This is a genomic window from Microcoleus sp. Pol12B5 (genome assembly GCF_036701335.1).
In the GTDB taxonomy this organism is placed as follows: domain Bacteria; phylum Cyanobacteriota; class Cyanobacteriia; order Cyanobacteriales; family Microcoleaceae; genus Microcoleus.
Map to the genome: position 1 here is coordinate 1 of NZ_JAUBQQ010000009.1, position 16,868 is coordinate 16,868.

At 45.4% G+C, this 16,868-nt stretch carries 9 protein-coding genes; 6 read left to right on the forward strand and 3 right to left on the reverse strand.

The annotated features are described in order from the left end of the window. Positions 1 to 845, reverse strand: an 845-nt coding sequence (locus QUA24_RS07230) for a serine/threonine-protein kinase (RefSeq protein WP_333228426.1), incomplete at its 3' end; no start/stop codon positions are given. A gap of 780 nt (positions 846 to 1,625) precedes the next feature. Between QUA24_RS07230 and QUA24_RS07235 the strand changes: the two genes are divergently transcribed. Then, entirely contained in the window at positions 1,626 to 1,898 is a 273-nt protein-coding gene (locus tag QUA24_RS07235; RefSeq protein WP_333209443.1) for a hypothetical protein, read from the forward strand. Between the two features lie 686 nt (positions 1,899 to 2,584). Beyond that, complete coding sequence (locus tag QUA24_RS07240; protein ID WP_333080367.1) at positions 2,585 to 2,776, forward strand: hypothetical protein; 192 nt, start codon at positions 2,585 to 2,587, stop codon at positions 2,774 to 2,776. A gap of 293 nt (positions 2,777 to 3,069) precedes the next feature. On the opposite strand, the gene QUA24_RS07245 is transcribed toward QUA24_RS07240, so the two are convergent. Beyond that, positions 3,070 to 5,580, reverse strand: a complete 2,511-nt coding sequence (locus QUA24_RS07245) for an ATP-binding protein (RefSeq protein ID WP_333228428.1) — start codon at positions 5,578 to 5,580, stop codon at positions 3,070 to 3,072. A 1,372-nt stretch (positions 5,581 to 6,952) separates the two neighbouring features. Here QUA24_RS07245 and QUA24_RS07250 point away from each other — a divergent pair. Further along, on the forward strand, positions 6,953 to 8,947 hold the full coding sequence (locus QUA24_RS07250) for a bifunctional serine/threonine-protein kinase/formylglycine-generating enzyme family protein (protein ID WP_333228430.1): 1,995 nt from the start codon (positions 6,953 to 6,955) through the stop codon (positions 8,945 to 8,947). 163 nt (positions 8,948 to 9,110) lie between these two features. On the opposite strand, the gene QUA24_RS07255 is transcribed toward QUA24_RS07250, so the two are convergent. After that, positions 9,111 to 10,889 (reverse strand): EamA family transporter, encoded by a 1,779-nt coding sequence (locus tag QUA24_RS07255; RefSeq protein ID WP_333228432.1) that lies wholly within the window; start codon positions 10,887 to 10,889, stop codon positions 9,111 to 9,113. 315 nt (positions 10,890 to 11,204) lie between these two features. On the opposite strand from QUA24_RS07255, the gene QUA24_RS07260 reads away from it, so the two are divergent. The 3 genes from QUA24_RS07260 to QUA24_RS07270 all read left to right on the forward strand — a co-directional run bounded on the left by QUA24_RS07260 (position 11,205) and on the right by QUA24_RS07270 (position 16,759). Then, the gene (locus QUA24_RS07260) at positions 11,205 to 11,477 is read left to right on the forward strand and encodes a hypothetical protein (RefSeq protein ID WP_333228435.1); all 273 of its coding nucleotides are present in this window, start codon (positions 11,205 to 11,207) and stop codon (positions 11,475 to 11,477) included. Then, positions 11,426 to 14,761: an amino acid adenylation domain-containing protein gene (locus QUA24_RS07265; RefSeq protein ID WP_333228437.1), complete on the forward strand. Its 3,336-nt coding sequence runs from the start codon at positions 11,426 to 11,428 to the stop codon at positions 14,759 to 14,761. The genes QUA24_RS07260 and QUA24_RS07265 overlap by 52 nt, the downstream gene beginning before the upstream one ends. Positions 14,762 to 15,322: 561 nt before the next feature. Continuing rightward, the gene (locus QUA24_RS07270; protein WP_333228439.1) at positions 15,323 to 16,759 is read left to right on the forward strand and encodes a PepSY domain-containing protein; all 1,437 of its coding nucleotides are present in this window, start codon (positions 15,323 to 15,325) and stop codon (positions 16,757 to 16,759) included. Positions 16,760 to 16,868: the final 109 nt, after the last annotated feature.

Consider the following 16,868-nt stretch of genomic DNA (forward strand, 5'->3'; position numbering starts at 1 on the left):
CCAATTTTCCCATGGGTTTGCAGTTGATGACGGCACATTTCTAGGTCAGCTTTTAGCCCCAGGGCGCTTTGGTATCTATCTTCAGCGGTTTTGGCTAATAATTTCATTACGATGTCAGAAATCGCTTCGGGAATCTCAGCTATATGCTCATGGGGTGGCACTGGTTTTTTAGCGATATGGCAGTGAATTAATTCCAGGAGGTCGGTGGCTTGATGTGGCCGCTTTCCAGTTAGCATTTCGTAAAAGGTGACACCTAATGAGTAAAAGTCGGTACGGTAGTCCATTGAGCGATTCATCCGCCCGGTTTGTTCTGGGGACATATAGGCAAGGGTACCTTCTAGCAAGTTGGGATTGCTGAGGGTCTGGTTTTCTCGCTCTAAGTGCGTGGCAATGCTAAAATCGATGATTTTGATTTGACTGGTTTTGGGGTTGACAATAATATTCTGCGGTTTAATATCTTTATGAATAATCTTATTTTCATGCAGTTGAGCTATGGTTTCTGCTAGATGAATTGCCAGACTCAGAAATTTGCTGATTTCAAGTTGTTTAGCTGTGATGAGGTTTTTCAGGGAGTCTCCGCCAAAATCTTCTAATATCAGCGCCAGACCGTTATTATGATTTTCTAAAGAGTAAGCTTTGATAATTCCGGCTATGTCGAGAGTTTTGAGAATTTTATATTCATGCCTCAATCGTGCGATTTCTTCTATTGTGGGATACTCAGCTTTAAGGGTTTTTACTATAACCGGAGTTGGCTCCGACTCCCTAACGCCGCGATAAATAACTGTATTGACACCTTCATGAAGTGGCAACGATAAGAGTTTGTAACCGGGCAGCGTGGTTTTCATATTCGTTTTTTCGATGAGTACGATTATTCGGGTGTGGAATTGATGGATGGGAACCTGAGACAGCGATGTTCGATCGCCTGTTGGGAATAATTTCAACTAGCCGGGCCTCAGCTTGTTAATAAGTGCCAATATTTTGTCCACTCATTCAATGCTAAAGTGCATGATGGCTTAATCTTTAACTATAACTATAATACCTGTGCTGGAGTTGGAAAACCAAGAATTGGCGCTGGAATAAGCGCCTCCAGATAAATTAGGTGATCGCACTAACTCCACCGTCTGTTTAAATGTCTCTGGACGTACTCCGCACAGACGCTTAAAGTTTTCATCGCTCAGGTTTTTTACATCCCAGTAGCTCATTATGTGGCTGTGCCTAAATTATTATCACTTAGGATTATACATTCTACAAAATTTTTGCAGCACTTCGACCGGGCGCGATCGTTGCTCTTAACAGGGTACAAGTCGCGATCGCCTTGCCTACTTTTTTAACAGGTATATTGTAAGAGTGTGCTAGCAAAAACTGAGTTACTTGAGCGCGCGATCATCGCTAAGTTGAACACCTAGTCTGTAAGTGAGCAAGATGAGATTATGGAATAAGTTAAAGATGATCCCAGATCGGAACCAGCAAATACTCGTTCTCCCGACGCTGTTGCCAAACTTGCAGCGCCACGGACTGAGTATCACGCAGGTAAAACGCAAGAACTCGCTCCAGAAACATGGTGAATTCGCGTAATACAGCCCACGTCAGTAATAGGATAAAAAGTTACAAAAAAGGGGGAATGTATGCAAACCCTCCTTTGGAGTCGTGAAGAAGTCCCGCCTCGTGCCCAACATTTGTATGAGATCAGCATCCGCCCCAAAAGTGACTTAGAAGAGAATGTTAGCAAGATCGTCATCATGGATATAGAAACAGGCGACTATAAAGCTGATGAAAATGGTTTATATGCTGCTGATTACCTGAGTGCGAAACATCAAAATGCTAGGCTATTGGGTATCGGTATTGGATATAAACTTGCTGCATCTCTAGGTAGTGTTATTGAGCTTGTTCCTAAGTGATTTCACGTATTGTATGTGATAGATATGCTAAACTTAATTTTATTGGATTTTGCTTGAAAGTCAAGCTGTTTGAGTTGAAATTTATGAGGACGTTAGACTGCGGTGGTTCCGAAAGACCCTAACACGAATTTATATGTAGTCTATGTTCCAGGTTTCTAAGAGAGCGCATTCTCAAGGAGAAACTTTAGACGACATACAAGCGCACTTACGTGAAGCGAGTGAAATGTTGTTGGAAGATGAGAATCCAGGATTAAATCGACCCTCTATTCAGTACGATCGCCCTTTTAGTCTTTACCCTTAATTCTTCTAGTTGCTGTAGTTGCTAGAATAGCAGCGAATATTAACCGGACTGCAACTCATGCTAAAAACCCTTGAAGGCATTTGCATCACTTGCCAAATAATCCTATGATGGTGCATCATGATCTTGGTGATTATTTCATTCTTCTAACTAAGCTAATATGCGATCGCTTGTCTTGACTCTAGCTCTCATAGGTTTAGCCACCCCCGCTGTTGCCACCACCTGCGAGGAAAGCTTTCAAAAAAAGGGGGACTTTTTGAATGGTGCCGCCTTTTCTGCACGTGTTCAGGTTGAGGGGTTATCGATAGAGAGAGCATTTTCCCAATTACGACCCATTTTAGCCCGCGAGAGCATCAGAACGATCAGCACCGATGTGAGCACAGGTGTCATGAAAGCCGAAAATCCCGCAACAGCATTTCAGCGTGCTTTGCCGATCGATGTTTTTGCCTCAGCCGACGGAAATCTATTAACTGTCGAGATGATCTTTACCATTCCCAGCGGCGTGGGCGCAAGTAGGGATACCGTGAAGCGATACTTGTGCGGTGCGCTAAATCAATTGTTGCCCAAAACTACAAATTAATATGTAATCATTCATTTGATGAATATTAGTTTCCCACACTCGATCGCAATAACCCATACTTCAAAATTACCTGCGGGCGATCGCCCTTCAATTCACGTGCGTTAGCGAAGCCCTCGAAGAGGATCGCTCTTGGGGTTTCTAGCGTTTTTGTTCTGCGGAGAGTGCGATTTTTGATTGGGCATCGCGCTTCTAAAATTCTTACGGCTTCAGATCGAGCAGTTGGCGGTAATTGACACCCCGATAGATTATTGTAGCGCCTCAGATTATTGAGGGCTGCACTGAACGCGAAGTGGTTAAGATTGAGCAGGGATCGGGAGTGCTGAAATTGTCTGTTGCCGAATGGGGATCTGAATCACAAACTTAGTGCCTGAGCCAGGTGTAGAAAAACACTTGATTTTACCGCCATGTTTTTCAGTAATGATTTGATAACTAATCGACATCCCCAAACCCGTACCTTTACCGATGGCTTTGGTGGTGAAAAAGGGGTCAAAAATGCGCTGCTTCACTGGGTCTGGCATACCGATTCCGTTGTCAGCGATCGCAACCTCCACCCATTGATTATCGATCGCAGAAGTCCGAATTGTAATCTGGTTCGGGGCGTCTTTAAGCTCCTGATAGGAGCGTTTGGTATTCTTGTCATCTAGGGCATCCAGGGCATTAACCAAAATATTCATGAATACCTGATTGAGTTGTCCGGGGAAACATTCCACCTTGGGCAAAGTGCCATAGTCTTTGATCGTTACCACGCCTGGACACTCTGGTTTATCTTTGAGCCGGTGTTGCAAAATCAGCAATGTACTTTCAATTCCCTCATGAATATCAACATCTTTGAAGTCTGCTTCATCCATACGAGAAAAGTTTCGCAACGAGAGGACAATACCGCGAATTCGCTCGGTCCCTACCCTTAGAGATGAAATTATCTTTGGGATATCTTCAGTGATGAATTCCAAATCGATTTCCTCTGCCATTGCTTGCACGTCTGGATCGTTGCTGGGATGGCGCTGTTGATAGAATTCTATCATCTCCAGCAGATTTTGGGTATATTCGTCCAGGTGGGTAAGATTACCGTGGATGAAGTTGACCGGGTTATTGATTTCATGGGCAATTCCCGCAACCAACTGTCCCAAGCTAGACATTTTTTCGCTTTGGATAACTTGCATCTGAGCTTTTTTCAGTTCGTTGAGGGTTGTCTCCAGTTCTTTAGCTTGCGCTGTCGAGGAGATTGCTAGTTCTTCGATCGCAGCAACCTGGGGCAGACTTGTCCAGCAAGCAATTGCCACTCCGACAAATGCCAGCGTCATCAACACAATAATCAGCAGATAGGGATTGTTGGTTCCGGCTTCTACCCGCAGCCTGGAGCGAATCAGCCAACTGATCGTCGCTGTACCACAAATCAGGGCAATCAAAATTCCGACCTGAAGCACCACAAAGTATTCGTTTTTAGGAGCAGTTACTGCCTTGCTATGGAGTCTATCCCACCACGGTAAGTGCAAAGATGGCCAAGGAATCCGCAGAATCGCAGCGTCGATCGCTATCACTGCTAACGGCAACAGCAAACCGATGCCAAAATCCATCCCTCCCCAAGCAACACCACCCACCACCAGGGAAATGAACTCCACCACCAGTAATGCTAATGATAGTCGCCCCCAACGCACGACTGGATCGTTGCGCTGCATCCACAGCCCCAAGTGCAACCCCATGATAGAAATGAATAAACTCACCCCTGACACGACGACAATTCGAGTGGTGTTGCCCCATACTAAAAATCCTAAACTACAGATAAAGCTTAGCAACAGCGCGGGTTCTAGGGCACCCCGACGCGACGCAGCGCCAAACACTGGAGACAACAGCCCATCCTGCGCGAGTTGGAAAAGGATGCGGGGTGTATTGCAAACGCTAGTCGCAGATCCCAACAAACAGGTAGTCGCAACCAGCAATGTGACTATGACAGGGGCAGCGTCTCCCCAGAAAGGCTTGGCAGCCACCAAGAAATTGCCGTACAAATTGCCTTGTAAACCGGCAGCCGTTGCCAACTGCACCAACACTAAACTGCCACCCACAAACACCAGAGGCATGAACGAGGCAACCCAAGACAGCGCCTTGAGGGTGTCTTTTGGGTGCAAACTGTCTGCTACAAAGGATGAAGCTGTATCACAGCCATAGAAGCTATAAGCGGCAAACAAGTACCATTTCAGCCAGTCCTGGACACTGAGGGCATCAATCCTGCTGGGCAAGAGTCCGGGACTTTGGGGGGAAAAGGCAAGCCAGCCTAAACCCTGAACGCAGAAGAGGAGTAAAAAGCCGATCGAAGGAATGATAAAAAAGAGGTGCAGAATGGCGACGGCGCGGGTGCCACTGAATGCTAAAAAGTAAGCGATCGCAGTAAAACCGATCTCAAACACTTTTTCTGGAATACTCAGCCCCATCGGTTCTAAATGGAATTGGATCAAATTTGTGATGACGATCGCATTAATGGGCGGAAAGGAAACCCACCCCAAGAAGTAGGCAATCCCCAAGTAGCGGGAAAGGGCAGGGTAACGATGAAGCAATCGCGTGATGTAATTTGGTGTCCCCCCAGATACATCTGGATATTTCTCACCCAAACTCTGAACTTGAAGGTTAAACAGAATTCCGACGATCACACCAGGAATCCAGACCAACAGCGATGCAGAGCCAATTTCTGCTTGCATCAAGGGCGCTAAGGTAAACCACATCAGATATCCAACCACACTAAACCCCCAAGCTTCCGCAGAGGACATGGTGCGCCGGAGGCGATTCAGAAATGGCACACGATCTATTTCCATAACCAGCAGATAGGGGTAATCCTATTGTGATACAATTGCAATTTTTACAGTCAATAAAAAACAAATACCTAGTGTTTCCTTCTAGGGATTAAAATTCTCAGCTCGATCTAATGTAGCGGCGAAAGATTGAGGCAATCAGTTGAGGTTGCCAGCGATCGCAATACTCAATACCCAATACTTCAAAATTACCTGCGGTCGATCGCGCCGGAGCAAGTTTTAAAGGGATGCACTAAAATCTTCTTTAGATAGCTATTATAGATTAATCATGAAGATTAAGGCAATTATCTGGCAAGAACATGGCTTATGGTGCGACTCAGTTCCAGCACTTCCAGGTTGTCACACATAGAGAGAGAGTTATGAACAATTGTTAGAGAGGCTTGAAGATGCTGTTTAGGGTTGGATTGAAGTCGTCAATCAACAAAATGAAATTTCCCGGAAAAACAGTTAATTGAGTTATAGCAATCCTCACTAAAATTGAAAAATTTTAACTATTCTTATAGCTATGAAAGGGTTGATTAAATATCTTTACGAAATCAAATTAGATAAAGCTATTCTCTGGTGCTATCTCATTTGGTATGTTATAGTAGTTTGTTTTCATTTTGATCCTTCGGTTAAGATATGGATTAATTCAATTGGTATAAGTGCTGTAATCGGTACGGGTCTGATGCTAAGTGTTTCTTCTAGTAAAGGCAAAAGAGATCATTGGCAGGCATTCAGGTTATATCTCATGCCATTTTGTGTCTCAAGCTTCTCTGCCTTGATTAAAGATCAGGGATTTATCATATTCATATCACCAAATATCACCGAAACAATAGTGTCAGTATCATGCTGTGGTCTGTTTTTATTACTTATTTTAGTAGTCAAAGTATTCAAGAATAAAGTTATTTAGCGGGACTCGCCAATTGGTTAAAAAAGCAGCATAAATATGACATTTTAGGTTGAAATTACCCCGGTCGCATTTAAGGGCGATCGAGCTTGTATAACTCTTACGCCCCGATGAAGCGATGGAATTGCTTTCTTTCTTTATAGTCCGATAGTTCTTTGAGTGCGATCGCATTTTGGTTGGGCGATCGCCAAGTTGTACTATACTGGCCCCTGTAAATCAATTACCAAGATACCCAGACGAATATCGGCGGTAAGCGGCTTGCTAAAATCGGTCGATCGCGCTGGTATTTTCTGCCCTCAAATCGCTTTCTTTGGATTAATTGACTTTTTAAATTCTGCCTTATACTTTCTTTGTTGGGGCCACACAAACGGGGGGGTAATGCCCTCGCTGCGGTTAATTGTCAATAATCAATTATTAATTGTTAATATTCCATGAGGAAGCCAAAAAGGTATATCATAACCTTAACCGGATCATTTCTTCCCAGATATGTTCTACTGTTCTAATCCCGCGTGTTCTCATCCTTTCAATCCCGACAACTCTAAATTTTGTCAAAGTTGCGGATCGCAAGGCCTCAACCCTCTCTTCAGAAACCGCTACCGCGTGATTCGACTGTTGGGCGAAGGGGGATTTGGCAGAACTTATGAAGCGGTAGATACGGATCGCATGGACGATCCCTGCGTAATTAAGCAGTTTGTACCCCAATTTCAAGGAACCTCAGCACTTGAAAAAGCCGCACAATTGTTTAAGGAAGAAGCGAAACGACTTTACGAACTCGGCGAACATCCCCAAATTCCTCGATTAATTGCTTATTTTGAACAAGACAAGCGACTTTATTTAGTACAAGAGTTGATTGAGGGGCAAACTTTACTAGCAGAATTAACTCAGCAGGGCGTTTTTAGCGAAGAAAAAATTTGGCAGTTGCTGGCAGATATTTTGCCGATTTTGAAATTTGTGCACGATCGCCATGTCATTCACCGAGACATCAAACTTGAGAATATCATGCGGCGCCGCACCTCTATTAGTTCCTCCCTGCCAAAGGCGGCAAATTTTCGGAATTCACCTTTCCGAAGGGGCGGGCGAGGAGAGTTGGTTTTGATAGATTTCGGTATTTCCAAACAAGTGACGGGCTCCCTGATGAGCAAAGTAGGCACGACGGTAGGAACGCCCGGATATTCGCCTGTAGAACAAATGCGCGGTCAAGTTTTCCCCGGCAGCGATTTGTACAGTTTGGGAATAACTTGCCTGAGACTGCTAACTCAATGTTTGCCAAAAGTTGACGGTGCCGATGACCTTTATGACCCGATCAACGGCGGCTGGATGTGGAGAAAACGGTTGCCTCCCGGCACAAAAATCAGCAGCGAGTTGGCAAATATTTTAGATAAATTAATTCAAGATTATCTCAAAAATAGATATCAATCGGCTGATGAAGTAATCAAAGCTTTAAATCTCTATTCTTTACCTCCCCAACCCCATTGTGTTAATGGAGGACAACTTGCTATAAATTCTTTTCTGACAAAACAAGGACAACTTGCTATCAATCTCTCGCTCAATCAAAGCGGGCAAATCAATAGCAATCTCTCTGTCAATCCCAGGGAAAAACTCAACACCAATCCGCCTCCGAACAAGGCATCGCAGAGAATTGCCGCTGTCAAAAGCACTTTTAACTTTCAGTTTGTGACAGTAGACAAGCGCGGGAAGCAAACTAATGTTAACAGCGGCAAAGCGCGTTTTTTTGAAGAACATCTTGGTAGCAGTACACTGCTGGAAATGGTATCTATTCCTGGCGGTACTTTCCTCATGGGTTCTCCAAAAGATCGGGGTGACAGCGACGAAAAACCGCAGCGCCCAGTAACTTTAGGCTCTTTCTATATTAGCAAATTTCCAGTCACTCAGGCCCAGTGGACAGCAGTGGCGGCGCTGCCGGAAATTAAAATATTTCTCAATCCCAATGCGACCCGTTTTAAAGGTCCAAATCGACCTGTAGAAAATGTATCTTGGTACGAGGCTGTGGAGTTTTGCGATCGCCTTTCTCGCAAAACTGGTAAGAATTATCGCTTGCCTAGCGAAGCCCAATGGGAATATGCTTGCCGGGGGAAAACTACGGGGCCGTTTCACTTTGGGGAAACGATTACCAGCGACTTAGCCAATTACAACGGAAATTCTCATTACGCTGACGCACCGAAGGGAGTTTATCGCTTTCAAACGACAGATGTGGGCAGTTTTAAACCTAATGCTTTCGGATTGTACGATTTCCACGGAAATGTTTGGGAATGGTGCGCGGATTCTTGGCACAATAATTATAACGGTGCGCCTGCTGATGGTAGCGTTTGGGAGTCTGACGGGGACTCTTCGCTGAGGTTGTTGCGGGGGGGTTCTTGGAACGATCATCCTCCGAATTGTCGCAGCGCGTGCCGCCTCAGATATCAGCCGGATTGTAAGGCTAGTATTGTGGGTTTTCGAGTGGTTGTTTCTGTTGTTTAGACTCCAATTGTAGGCATTCCTTCTCCTATCTTGAAATGCTTCTACGGTTTCCCTATTAATCAAAGATTGATTCAATAAGCCTATTGATCTTGTCTCCGCACAGAGAAACCCGGTTTCTTCAAGAAACCGGGTTTGGGAACGGACGATCGCCAAAATTCAAGCGTTAACTAGCCTTCTTTTGAGGAGCGACTATGCGTTCCACACTCATAGCAGCCACGCTCAACGTCACCACAGCCATGCCGAGAATTGCCACAGGCTGCAACTTCTCATTGATAATTAGAAAACCGAAGAGTGCGGTCATTGCCGGCCCCAAAGTGCCAATTACTGACGCTAAGGCTGCCCCCGCGAACCGGATGGCAAAATTATTCAAAAGATAGCTAAACAGCGTCAGCACCCCTAAAATAACGCCTCCGATAATCAAACCAGGCCAAACATTTTGGTCGATTTTAGGAGAAAAATTGTCCGACAGCGGCACCCACAAACTCAGGGAGGAAAAGACAAAAATCGCGGCGAAATTAACTAAACTAAAAGGAATTGGGTGCAGCTTGCCCGCGGCCATTTGCGTCAGCAATACGTAACCTGCAAAGGTAATCCCAGAAGCCAGCGCTGCTGCGACTCCCACTCCGACATTGCCGCCGCCCGGAGCTGGGGCCACAAAACTCGGCCACCCAGCTAAAATCAGACCTGCGGTAATCCCGACGATCGCAAAAAAGCCGACTTTGCTAGGGCGAGAGCCAAACAATATCCAAGAACCTAGTACAGTGACGATCGGATAAATAAAGAAAATCGTAATCGCAATCCCCGCTGGAATATTGCCGATCGCCAAATAAATCAAAACCTGAGACAAAAACAGAAAAAATGCGCTTCCTAAAACCTTACTCCACAAAGCTCGATCGCCCGACTCAAACAACCGCCTAATATCTTTCCACACAGAAGGATACAGAAATGTCGCCAATATCGGCATCAAAGCCATCACCACGATCAGCCGCATCAACAAAATCAACAAAGAATTTCCAAAACCTGGAGTCACCACCCCCGGAAATTCAAACAACCCAAAAACCATCCGAGGATTTTTGCCTTTAATCAGAATTCTTAAACAAACATTAAACAGCGACAATACAACAGCCGAAGACAACGCCAGCACCAAACCTGTCTGTACTTGAGAACCTGGTTTAGCGGTTGCTGGAGAGGACACTGAAGAAGGCTGTGGCACGGGTTCCCGCGGCGCATCCGCAGGTGTTGGCTGCAGAAATTGCGGGCGGACAGAATTAACAGAATTATTTGATTCCTCGACATAAGAATCTTGAGCATCGAAAGGATTCTCAAGATATTCTTCTTCTTCTTCGAGTTCTTCCCTAATGCGGTTTACGAGATTTTGTAACAGCTCTTCCCCTTGCAGTTCCAGGGTTTTCATGTTGTTGAGCCGCACGGAAAGCTCGCTTTGGTAACTGGTTAAATCTTGTTCCAGCATCTGGAAACTGCGATCGATCCTTTCATCCAGCGCCGCCAGCAACTGCGAGGCCCGTTCGTCGTAGTTGCTTGGCGGCAGGGGTATCGGGAACTCGCCACTGGGAATAGGGCTGCTGAGAGAGTTTCCCGAATTAGCGCTGAGTTCGTTGAACCGCTGCACCAACAAATCCTGCAAATTGTGAGCCAAAACTTGAGCCAACTGCTTCAGCCACAATTGCTGCTGCTGAATGTATCGCCCAGATAGAGATTCCATTTGCTGAGACTGCAATTTGCGATATTGCTCCCGGAGGTCTTCAATATCTTCAATCAGGTGATTTTTTTCAGTTTGCAGCCGAGTAATGTCTTGATTTAACTGGCCTTTGACATTTTCATGCAAAGCGTCCAGTTCTTGCATTACTGAGTGAAGGACTTCTTCTGCTGATTGTGCATCCTCTGGCTCGCCCTTTGACGAGTATACGTTCCGCTGCGCCATTAGCCTATAACCTCTAATTTAAACTGCACGTTCACTGTTCTTAAGTATTTTGCCAAATCAGGCCGCAAGTTCTAGTGAGTGGCTCTAAAAGATTGCGGACACTGTTGAATCAATAGTAGTCGCTAAGCTACAAATGTGAGAAAATTGCGTGAAGCAAAGCTATCCCGCTCTTAATCGCCCCAAAAACACTTTGTGCAATTAGAAATCATACTACAGCTTGACCTCTCCACGGATTGCTTCCGGTAATTCTCGCATTTAACTCACCCCATTGCACCCGACTCACAAACCTAAGAGCCCATTCCGCGACTAAATTTGATGGGGGGTCGCACTCCTAGCCCCTCAATGGATAACTTGATGCTGCGGCCAGAAATCCGGTTTCTTTTGCCCGCCTTTCTGCCGCACTCCCGCACCCAGGTTTATGATTTTAACAGTTCCGATCTTTTGCTCGCGAAAGTTTTAAGAGGCGATCGCACCCTGAAAAAGCCACCCCGCGCCATCCAAAAATTACCACATCCCATCCCCCAAGAGCAACAGATATGGCATCAGAAATTTATAACAATTCCTTTACAAACGATCGACAAAAACTGAATATTTCCTCAGAAACCGAAGTTTTTGTCTTTCCGGCATCATTTGCCCAGCAGCGCTTGTGGTTTCTCGACCAATTCGCACCGGAAAACCCTTTCTATAATGTAGTAACAGCACTGCGCTTAACTGGTTCCCTCAACTTAACAGCCTTAGAGCAAACCTTCAACGAAATAGTGCAGCGCCACGAAACTTTGCGAACGACTTTTGCCGCAGTATCAGGGCAACCAGTGCAGATAATATCTTCCGCTTTCAAGACTAATTTAAAAGTATTAGAATTGCAAAATTTGCCACCAGAACAACGGCAAACAGAAGCAAATAAACTCGCCGCAGCAGAATCTCTTCGCCCTTTCAATTTATCCACCGGGCCGCTGATGCGAGTAACCATCCTGCGGCTGAAAGAGACTGAGCATATTCTCTTGCTAAATATGCACCACATAGCCTCCGATGATTGGTCGATCGGCGTGCTAATTCGAGAAGTGGAGGTTATCTATACAGCTTTGATCGATCGACAGCCATCTCCCCTGCCAGAATTATCACTTCAATATGCCGACTTTGCCGAGTGGCAGCGCGAATGGCTGCAAGGTGAAGTATTAGAAACTCAGCTAGCTTATTGGCGGCAGCAATTGCACGGGATTTCGGCGTTAAATTTGCCGACGGATCGCCCTGCACCAGCTAGGCAAAATTATCGGGGAAAAACTCAATATTTAGAAGTGCCTAAAAAGCTGAAGGACGCACTTGTAGCGCTCTCGCAGCGAGAAGGAGCGACTTTATTTATGACAGTGCTCGCAGCATTTCAAACTTTGCTTTACCGCTACTCGCAACAAGAAGATATTGTTGTAGGTTCGCCGATCGCCAATCGCAATCGCAGCGAAATAGAAGCATTAATCGGTTTTTTTGTCAACACTTTAGTGCTGCGAACAGACTGTTCGGGAAACCCGACATTTCGAGATTTTTTGGGCCGGGTGCGGGAAGTAACCCTGGGAGCTTACGCTCACCAAGATTTGCCTTTTGAGAAGCTAGTCGAGGAATTGCACCCAGAGCGATCGCTGAATCGCCACCCGCTGTTTCAGGTGGTATTCGGGCTGCAAAATGGGCCTGTGGACGAGCTAGAATTGCCCGAATTAAAGTTGAGTTCTTTCCATTTAGAGACTCAAACAACGCGCTTTGATTTAGAGCTGCATTTGTGGGAAGCTTCCGATAATTTTAGAAGCAGATACGGCGAACAGTGGGAAGATTTGGAAGGGCTTAGAGGCGTAGCTGTGTACAATACAGATTTATTTGATGAAGTTACGATCGCCCGAATGCTGAGGCATTTTAAAACGCTGCTGGAAAGCATTGTGGCTAATCCAGAACAAGGAATTGCTAACTTACCTTTATTGAGCCAGGATGAAGTGAATCAATTATTCAGAGAATGGAACGATACTCGGACAGATTATCCTCAAAATAAGTGCATTCATCAGTTATTTGAAGAGCGGGCCCAGCAGCATCTGGAGGATGTCGCCCTAACTTTCGACAGCCAACACCTCACTTACAGAGAACTCAACAGTCGCAGCAACCAACTGGCGCGCTACCTACAAAAACTGGGCGTGGGGGCGGAGGTTTTAGTGGGGCTTTGTGCAGAGCGATCGATCGACCTAATTGTCGGGATGTTGGCTGTACTGAAAGCGGGAGGGGCTTACCTACCGTTAGATCCGAGCTATCCGCGCGATCGGCTAAACTTGATGCTGGAAGATGCTCGAGTTAAAGTCTTGCTAATTCAGGATAAATTGATTGAGAATTTCCGAGACTTCTCAAACTCGGTGATTTACTTCGATGGCGACTGGGAAGACATAGCCAAAGAAAGCGCCGAAAATCCCGCCAACACCGTAACAGCAGACAACTTAGCTTACGTTATTTACACATCGGGCTCCACAGGAAAACCCAAGGGAGTTGCTGTCACCCACAAAGCAGTAAATCGGCTGGTACTCAACACCAACTATATAAAAATAGAACCTACGGATAAAATTGCCCAAGCATCAAACGCTTCATTCGATGCAGCCACATTCGAGATTTGGGGAGCCTTGCTTAACGGCGCTCAACTCGTGGGAATTAGCACAAATATTACCCTTTCGCCTCACGATTTAGCCTTAGAACTGCGCCAACAAGGCATCACCGTCTTGTTTTTAACAACTGCCTTATTCCAACAAATTGCTAGAGTTTTACCGCAAGCTTTTAATTCGCTGCGCTGCTTGCTGTTTGGCGGAGAAGCGGTCGATATGAGATGGGTAAAAAAACTTATCCAACAACAGCCAACCACTAAATTAATTCACGTTTACGGCCCTACAGAAAATACCACATTTTCAGCTTATTATTGCGTGCAAGACGTACCCGAAACCGCAACATCTATCCCCATCGGCCGCCCGATCGCCAACACGCAAATTTATCTCCTCGATGCGGATTTGCAGCCGGTGGCGATCGGTGTTGTAGGTCAATTGTACGTCGGCGGTGACGGATTGGCGAAAGGCTACCTCAACCAGCCTGATTTAACTGCTGCTGCATTCATTCCTAACCCTTTTAGCAATAAATCTGGTTCTAGCCTTTATAAAACAGGTGATTTAGGCCGCTATTGGGTTGACGGCAACATCGAGTTTTTAGGCCGCGTTGACGACCAAGTAAAAATTCGCGGCTACCGCATCGAGTTGGGAGAAATTGAAGCGGCTTTGTGCCAGCATCCACAAGTGCGCGAAGCAGTAGTAATTGTGAGGGAAGACATCCCCGACGATAAACATTTGGTAGCTTATGTTATTCCTGACGGCATTAATGAAAAATCAGAATTCTCAAATCTCAAATCAAGTGAATTGCGCCAATTTTTGAAAGAAAAGTTACCAGGATATATGGTTCCTGCAACTTATGCAGTGTTGGAGAATATGCCACTGACGCCTAATGGCAAAGTAGACCGCCGCGCTTTGCCCGATCTAGATACAGACAGCGAGGATATAACAGAAAATTATGTAGCGCCTCGGACAGATATCGAAAAGGCGATCGGGAAAATTTGGGCTAAAGTTTTGGGAAAACAGCAGGTTAGTATCTACGATAATTTCTTTGAACTAGGCGGGCATTCCCTGCTAGCAACTCAGTTGATTTCTCGCATCCGAGACGCTTTGCAAGTCGAGTTATCGGTCAGCAATTTGTTTGAAGCTCCGACTGTGGCGAGTCTGGCAAAATACATTGAAACAATGCGCTGGGCTGCGAAAGGTTGGATTACTCCTAGAACCGACGAAAATGAGCGCGAAGACGTGGAATTTTAAGGGCTTACATAATTGCGGGATGATTTTGATTGTTTTGTGGAATGACCGTCCAAAAGTGGGGAGCATCTCACTTTTGCACCATTCTCAAGAACGGGCTCTTCGGCTTCACAAAGGATAAATTTTCTTGTGGAACAGGCATCTTGCCTGTTCATAAAAGCCTTATTGAGAAGGGTGCAACATCTCAGGAGCATCTCACTTTTGGAGCCAAGCTAGAAATCTAAGTTTTGAGGCAGGAGGCAGGAGGCAGGAGGAAAGAGGAAGAAGGAAGGAGCCAGAAGAAGAGTTTTTACAAATATGAGATGCTCCCGGATGACAACCATCCTCAAACCCTGATGGAGTAAAGATTGAGCATCGCTTATGCTAAAAAAAGATAGGCAGCCTTAACTGAACGGTATTGAAATATACTGGTCTTTAGTTACTTTCCCTGTTGAATAAATTTTCATCAGGATTACTGACGGCTAAAAAATTCAGAAGCAGCAACTCTGTTTAACAGCCTGTCTTTTGACATTATTCATACTTGTGTAGCATAATGGTTTTTTCTCGATATTTTGGCAAACGACAATGAGTAAATTGAACAGCGTTTTGAACCCTTCACTGGTTGCTGAACCTCCTAGTAATCGTTTTTATCGCACCGTTTGGCGATGGCACTTCTATGCAGGCTTGTTTGTTATTCCTTTCATGCTGATTTTGTCAATCACAGGCATCATTTACCTGTTTAAACCGCAATTAGATGCTGCGATGTATCACCAGAATATGTTTGTGCAGCCTGCGGATGTGATGATGCCTTATACTCAACAGGTGGCAGTTGTTCAACGAAATTATCCTGATGCCAAAGTAACAAAATTTACGCCGAGCGTTGCGTCTAATCGTAGTGCTGAAGTGACGATCGCCACTAAAGATGAAAGAACACTAGCCGTTTTCGTGAATCCTTATACGGCTAAGATTTTAGGCGATCGCGATGAAAATAATAATCTCCAAGCGATCGCACGCAAGATTCACGGCGAACTGATGATCGGAAAATTGGGAGATTATTTAGTAGAGCTTGCTTCCTGTTGGGGGCTTGTGCTGCTGATTACAGGATTGTATCTGTGGTTGCCTCGCGGCAAAGTAACTTTTTTAGGAACATTAATTCCGCGTCTGTGGAGTCAGAATAAGCGGGTATTTTGGCGGGACTTACACGCCGTTTCGGGATTTTATGGCGTATTGCTAATTGGCTTTCTCATCATTAGTGGACTACCCTGGACAGGTTTTTGGGGAGATACCTTCGCTCGTTTGTCGAGTCACTATCCTGCACAAATGTGGGATAACGTACCTCAATCGACAACACTCACAGGCTCGCTCAATCAACAGGGCAATCTAATTGTGCCTTGGGCCGTAGAGCAATTACCAATTCCCAAATCTAGTAAGCCTGGAAAGGAGCATCATTCAGGACACAACGAAATTATCGGGGGAACTCCTGCTGATACGTCCGTAAATCTAGATTCTGTTGTAACTTTAGCCCAAGCAAAAGGCGCACCCCCTGGATTTAGTGTTAGTTTTCCAGAATCCCAAACCGGTGTGTACACGGTTTCGGCATTTCCCAATAATCCGGCGCAAGAAGTCACTCTGCACATCGATCGATACAGTGGCAAAGTATTAGCAGATGTGCGGTGGAAGGATTACGGGTTAGTACCCAAAGTCGTATCAATGGGAATTTCAATTCACATGGGAAAATATTTTGGATTGAGCAATCAACTACTGATGTTGTTTGCATCCTTAATTTTGATTGTGCTTTCAGTCAGCGGTACGGTGATGTGGTGGCAGCGTCGTCCGAAAGGGACGAGTTGGCTCGGTGCGCCTGCAATGCCCACCCATGTTCAGGGATGGAAAGTGCCACTCGCAATCGTTGCTGTTTTAGGGATTGCCTTCCCGCTTGTAGGACTTTCACTCGTCACCGTTCTGCTGTTGGATTATTTCGTGTTGGCTCGTATTCCTGCCCTCAAGCGCATTTTCAGTTAAAGGTGGGAGGGTGACAAAGAGGTATAGGAACTAGACCGAATCAGTGCGTAGGTTGGGCGCCGAGGGAACGAACCCTCTGTTTCACTCCGCCCAACATTTTCGCTACAAT

What these genes read in the sequence shown, in the direction of transcription:
- QUA24_RS07235 (WP_333209443.1), top strand. Translation starts at nt 1,626, where the DNA reads ATGCAAACCCTCCTTTGGAGTCGTGAAGAAGTCCCGCCTCGTGCCCAA.
- QUA24_RS07240 (WP_333080367.1), top strand. Translation starts at nt 2,585, where the DNA reads ATGAAAGCCGAAAATCCCGCAACAGCATTTCAGCGTGCTTTGCCGATC.
- QUA24_RS07245 (WP_333228428.1), bottom strand. Translation starts at nt 5,580, where the DNA reads ATGGAAATAGATCGTGTGCCATTTCTGAATCGCCTCCGGCGCACCATG.
- QUA24_RS07250 (WP_333228430.1), top strand. Translation starts at nt 6,953, where the DNA reads ATGTTCTACTGTTCTAATCCCGCGTGTTCTCATCCTTTCAATCCCGAC.
- QUA24_RS07255 (WP_333228432.1), bottom strand. Translation starts at nt 10,889, where the DNA reads ATGGCGCAGCGGAACGTATACTCGTCAAAGGGCGAGCCAGAGGATGCA.
- QUA24_RS07260 (WP_333228435.1), top strand. Translation starts at nt 11,205, where the DNA reads ATGGGGGGTCGCACTCCTAGCCCCTCAATGGATAACTTGATGCTGCGG.
- QUA24_RS07265 (WP_333228437.1), top strand. Translation starts at nt 11,426, where the DNA reads ATGGCATCAGAAATTTATAACAATTCCTTTACAAACGATCGACAAAAA.
- QUA24_RS07270 (WP_333228439.1), top strand. Translation starts at nt 15,323, where the DNA reads ATGAGTAAATTGAACAGCGTTTTGAACCCTTCACTGGTTGCTGAACCT.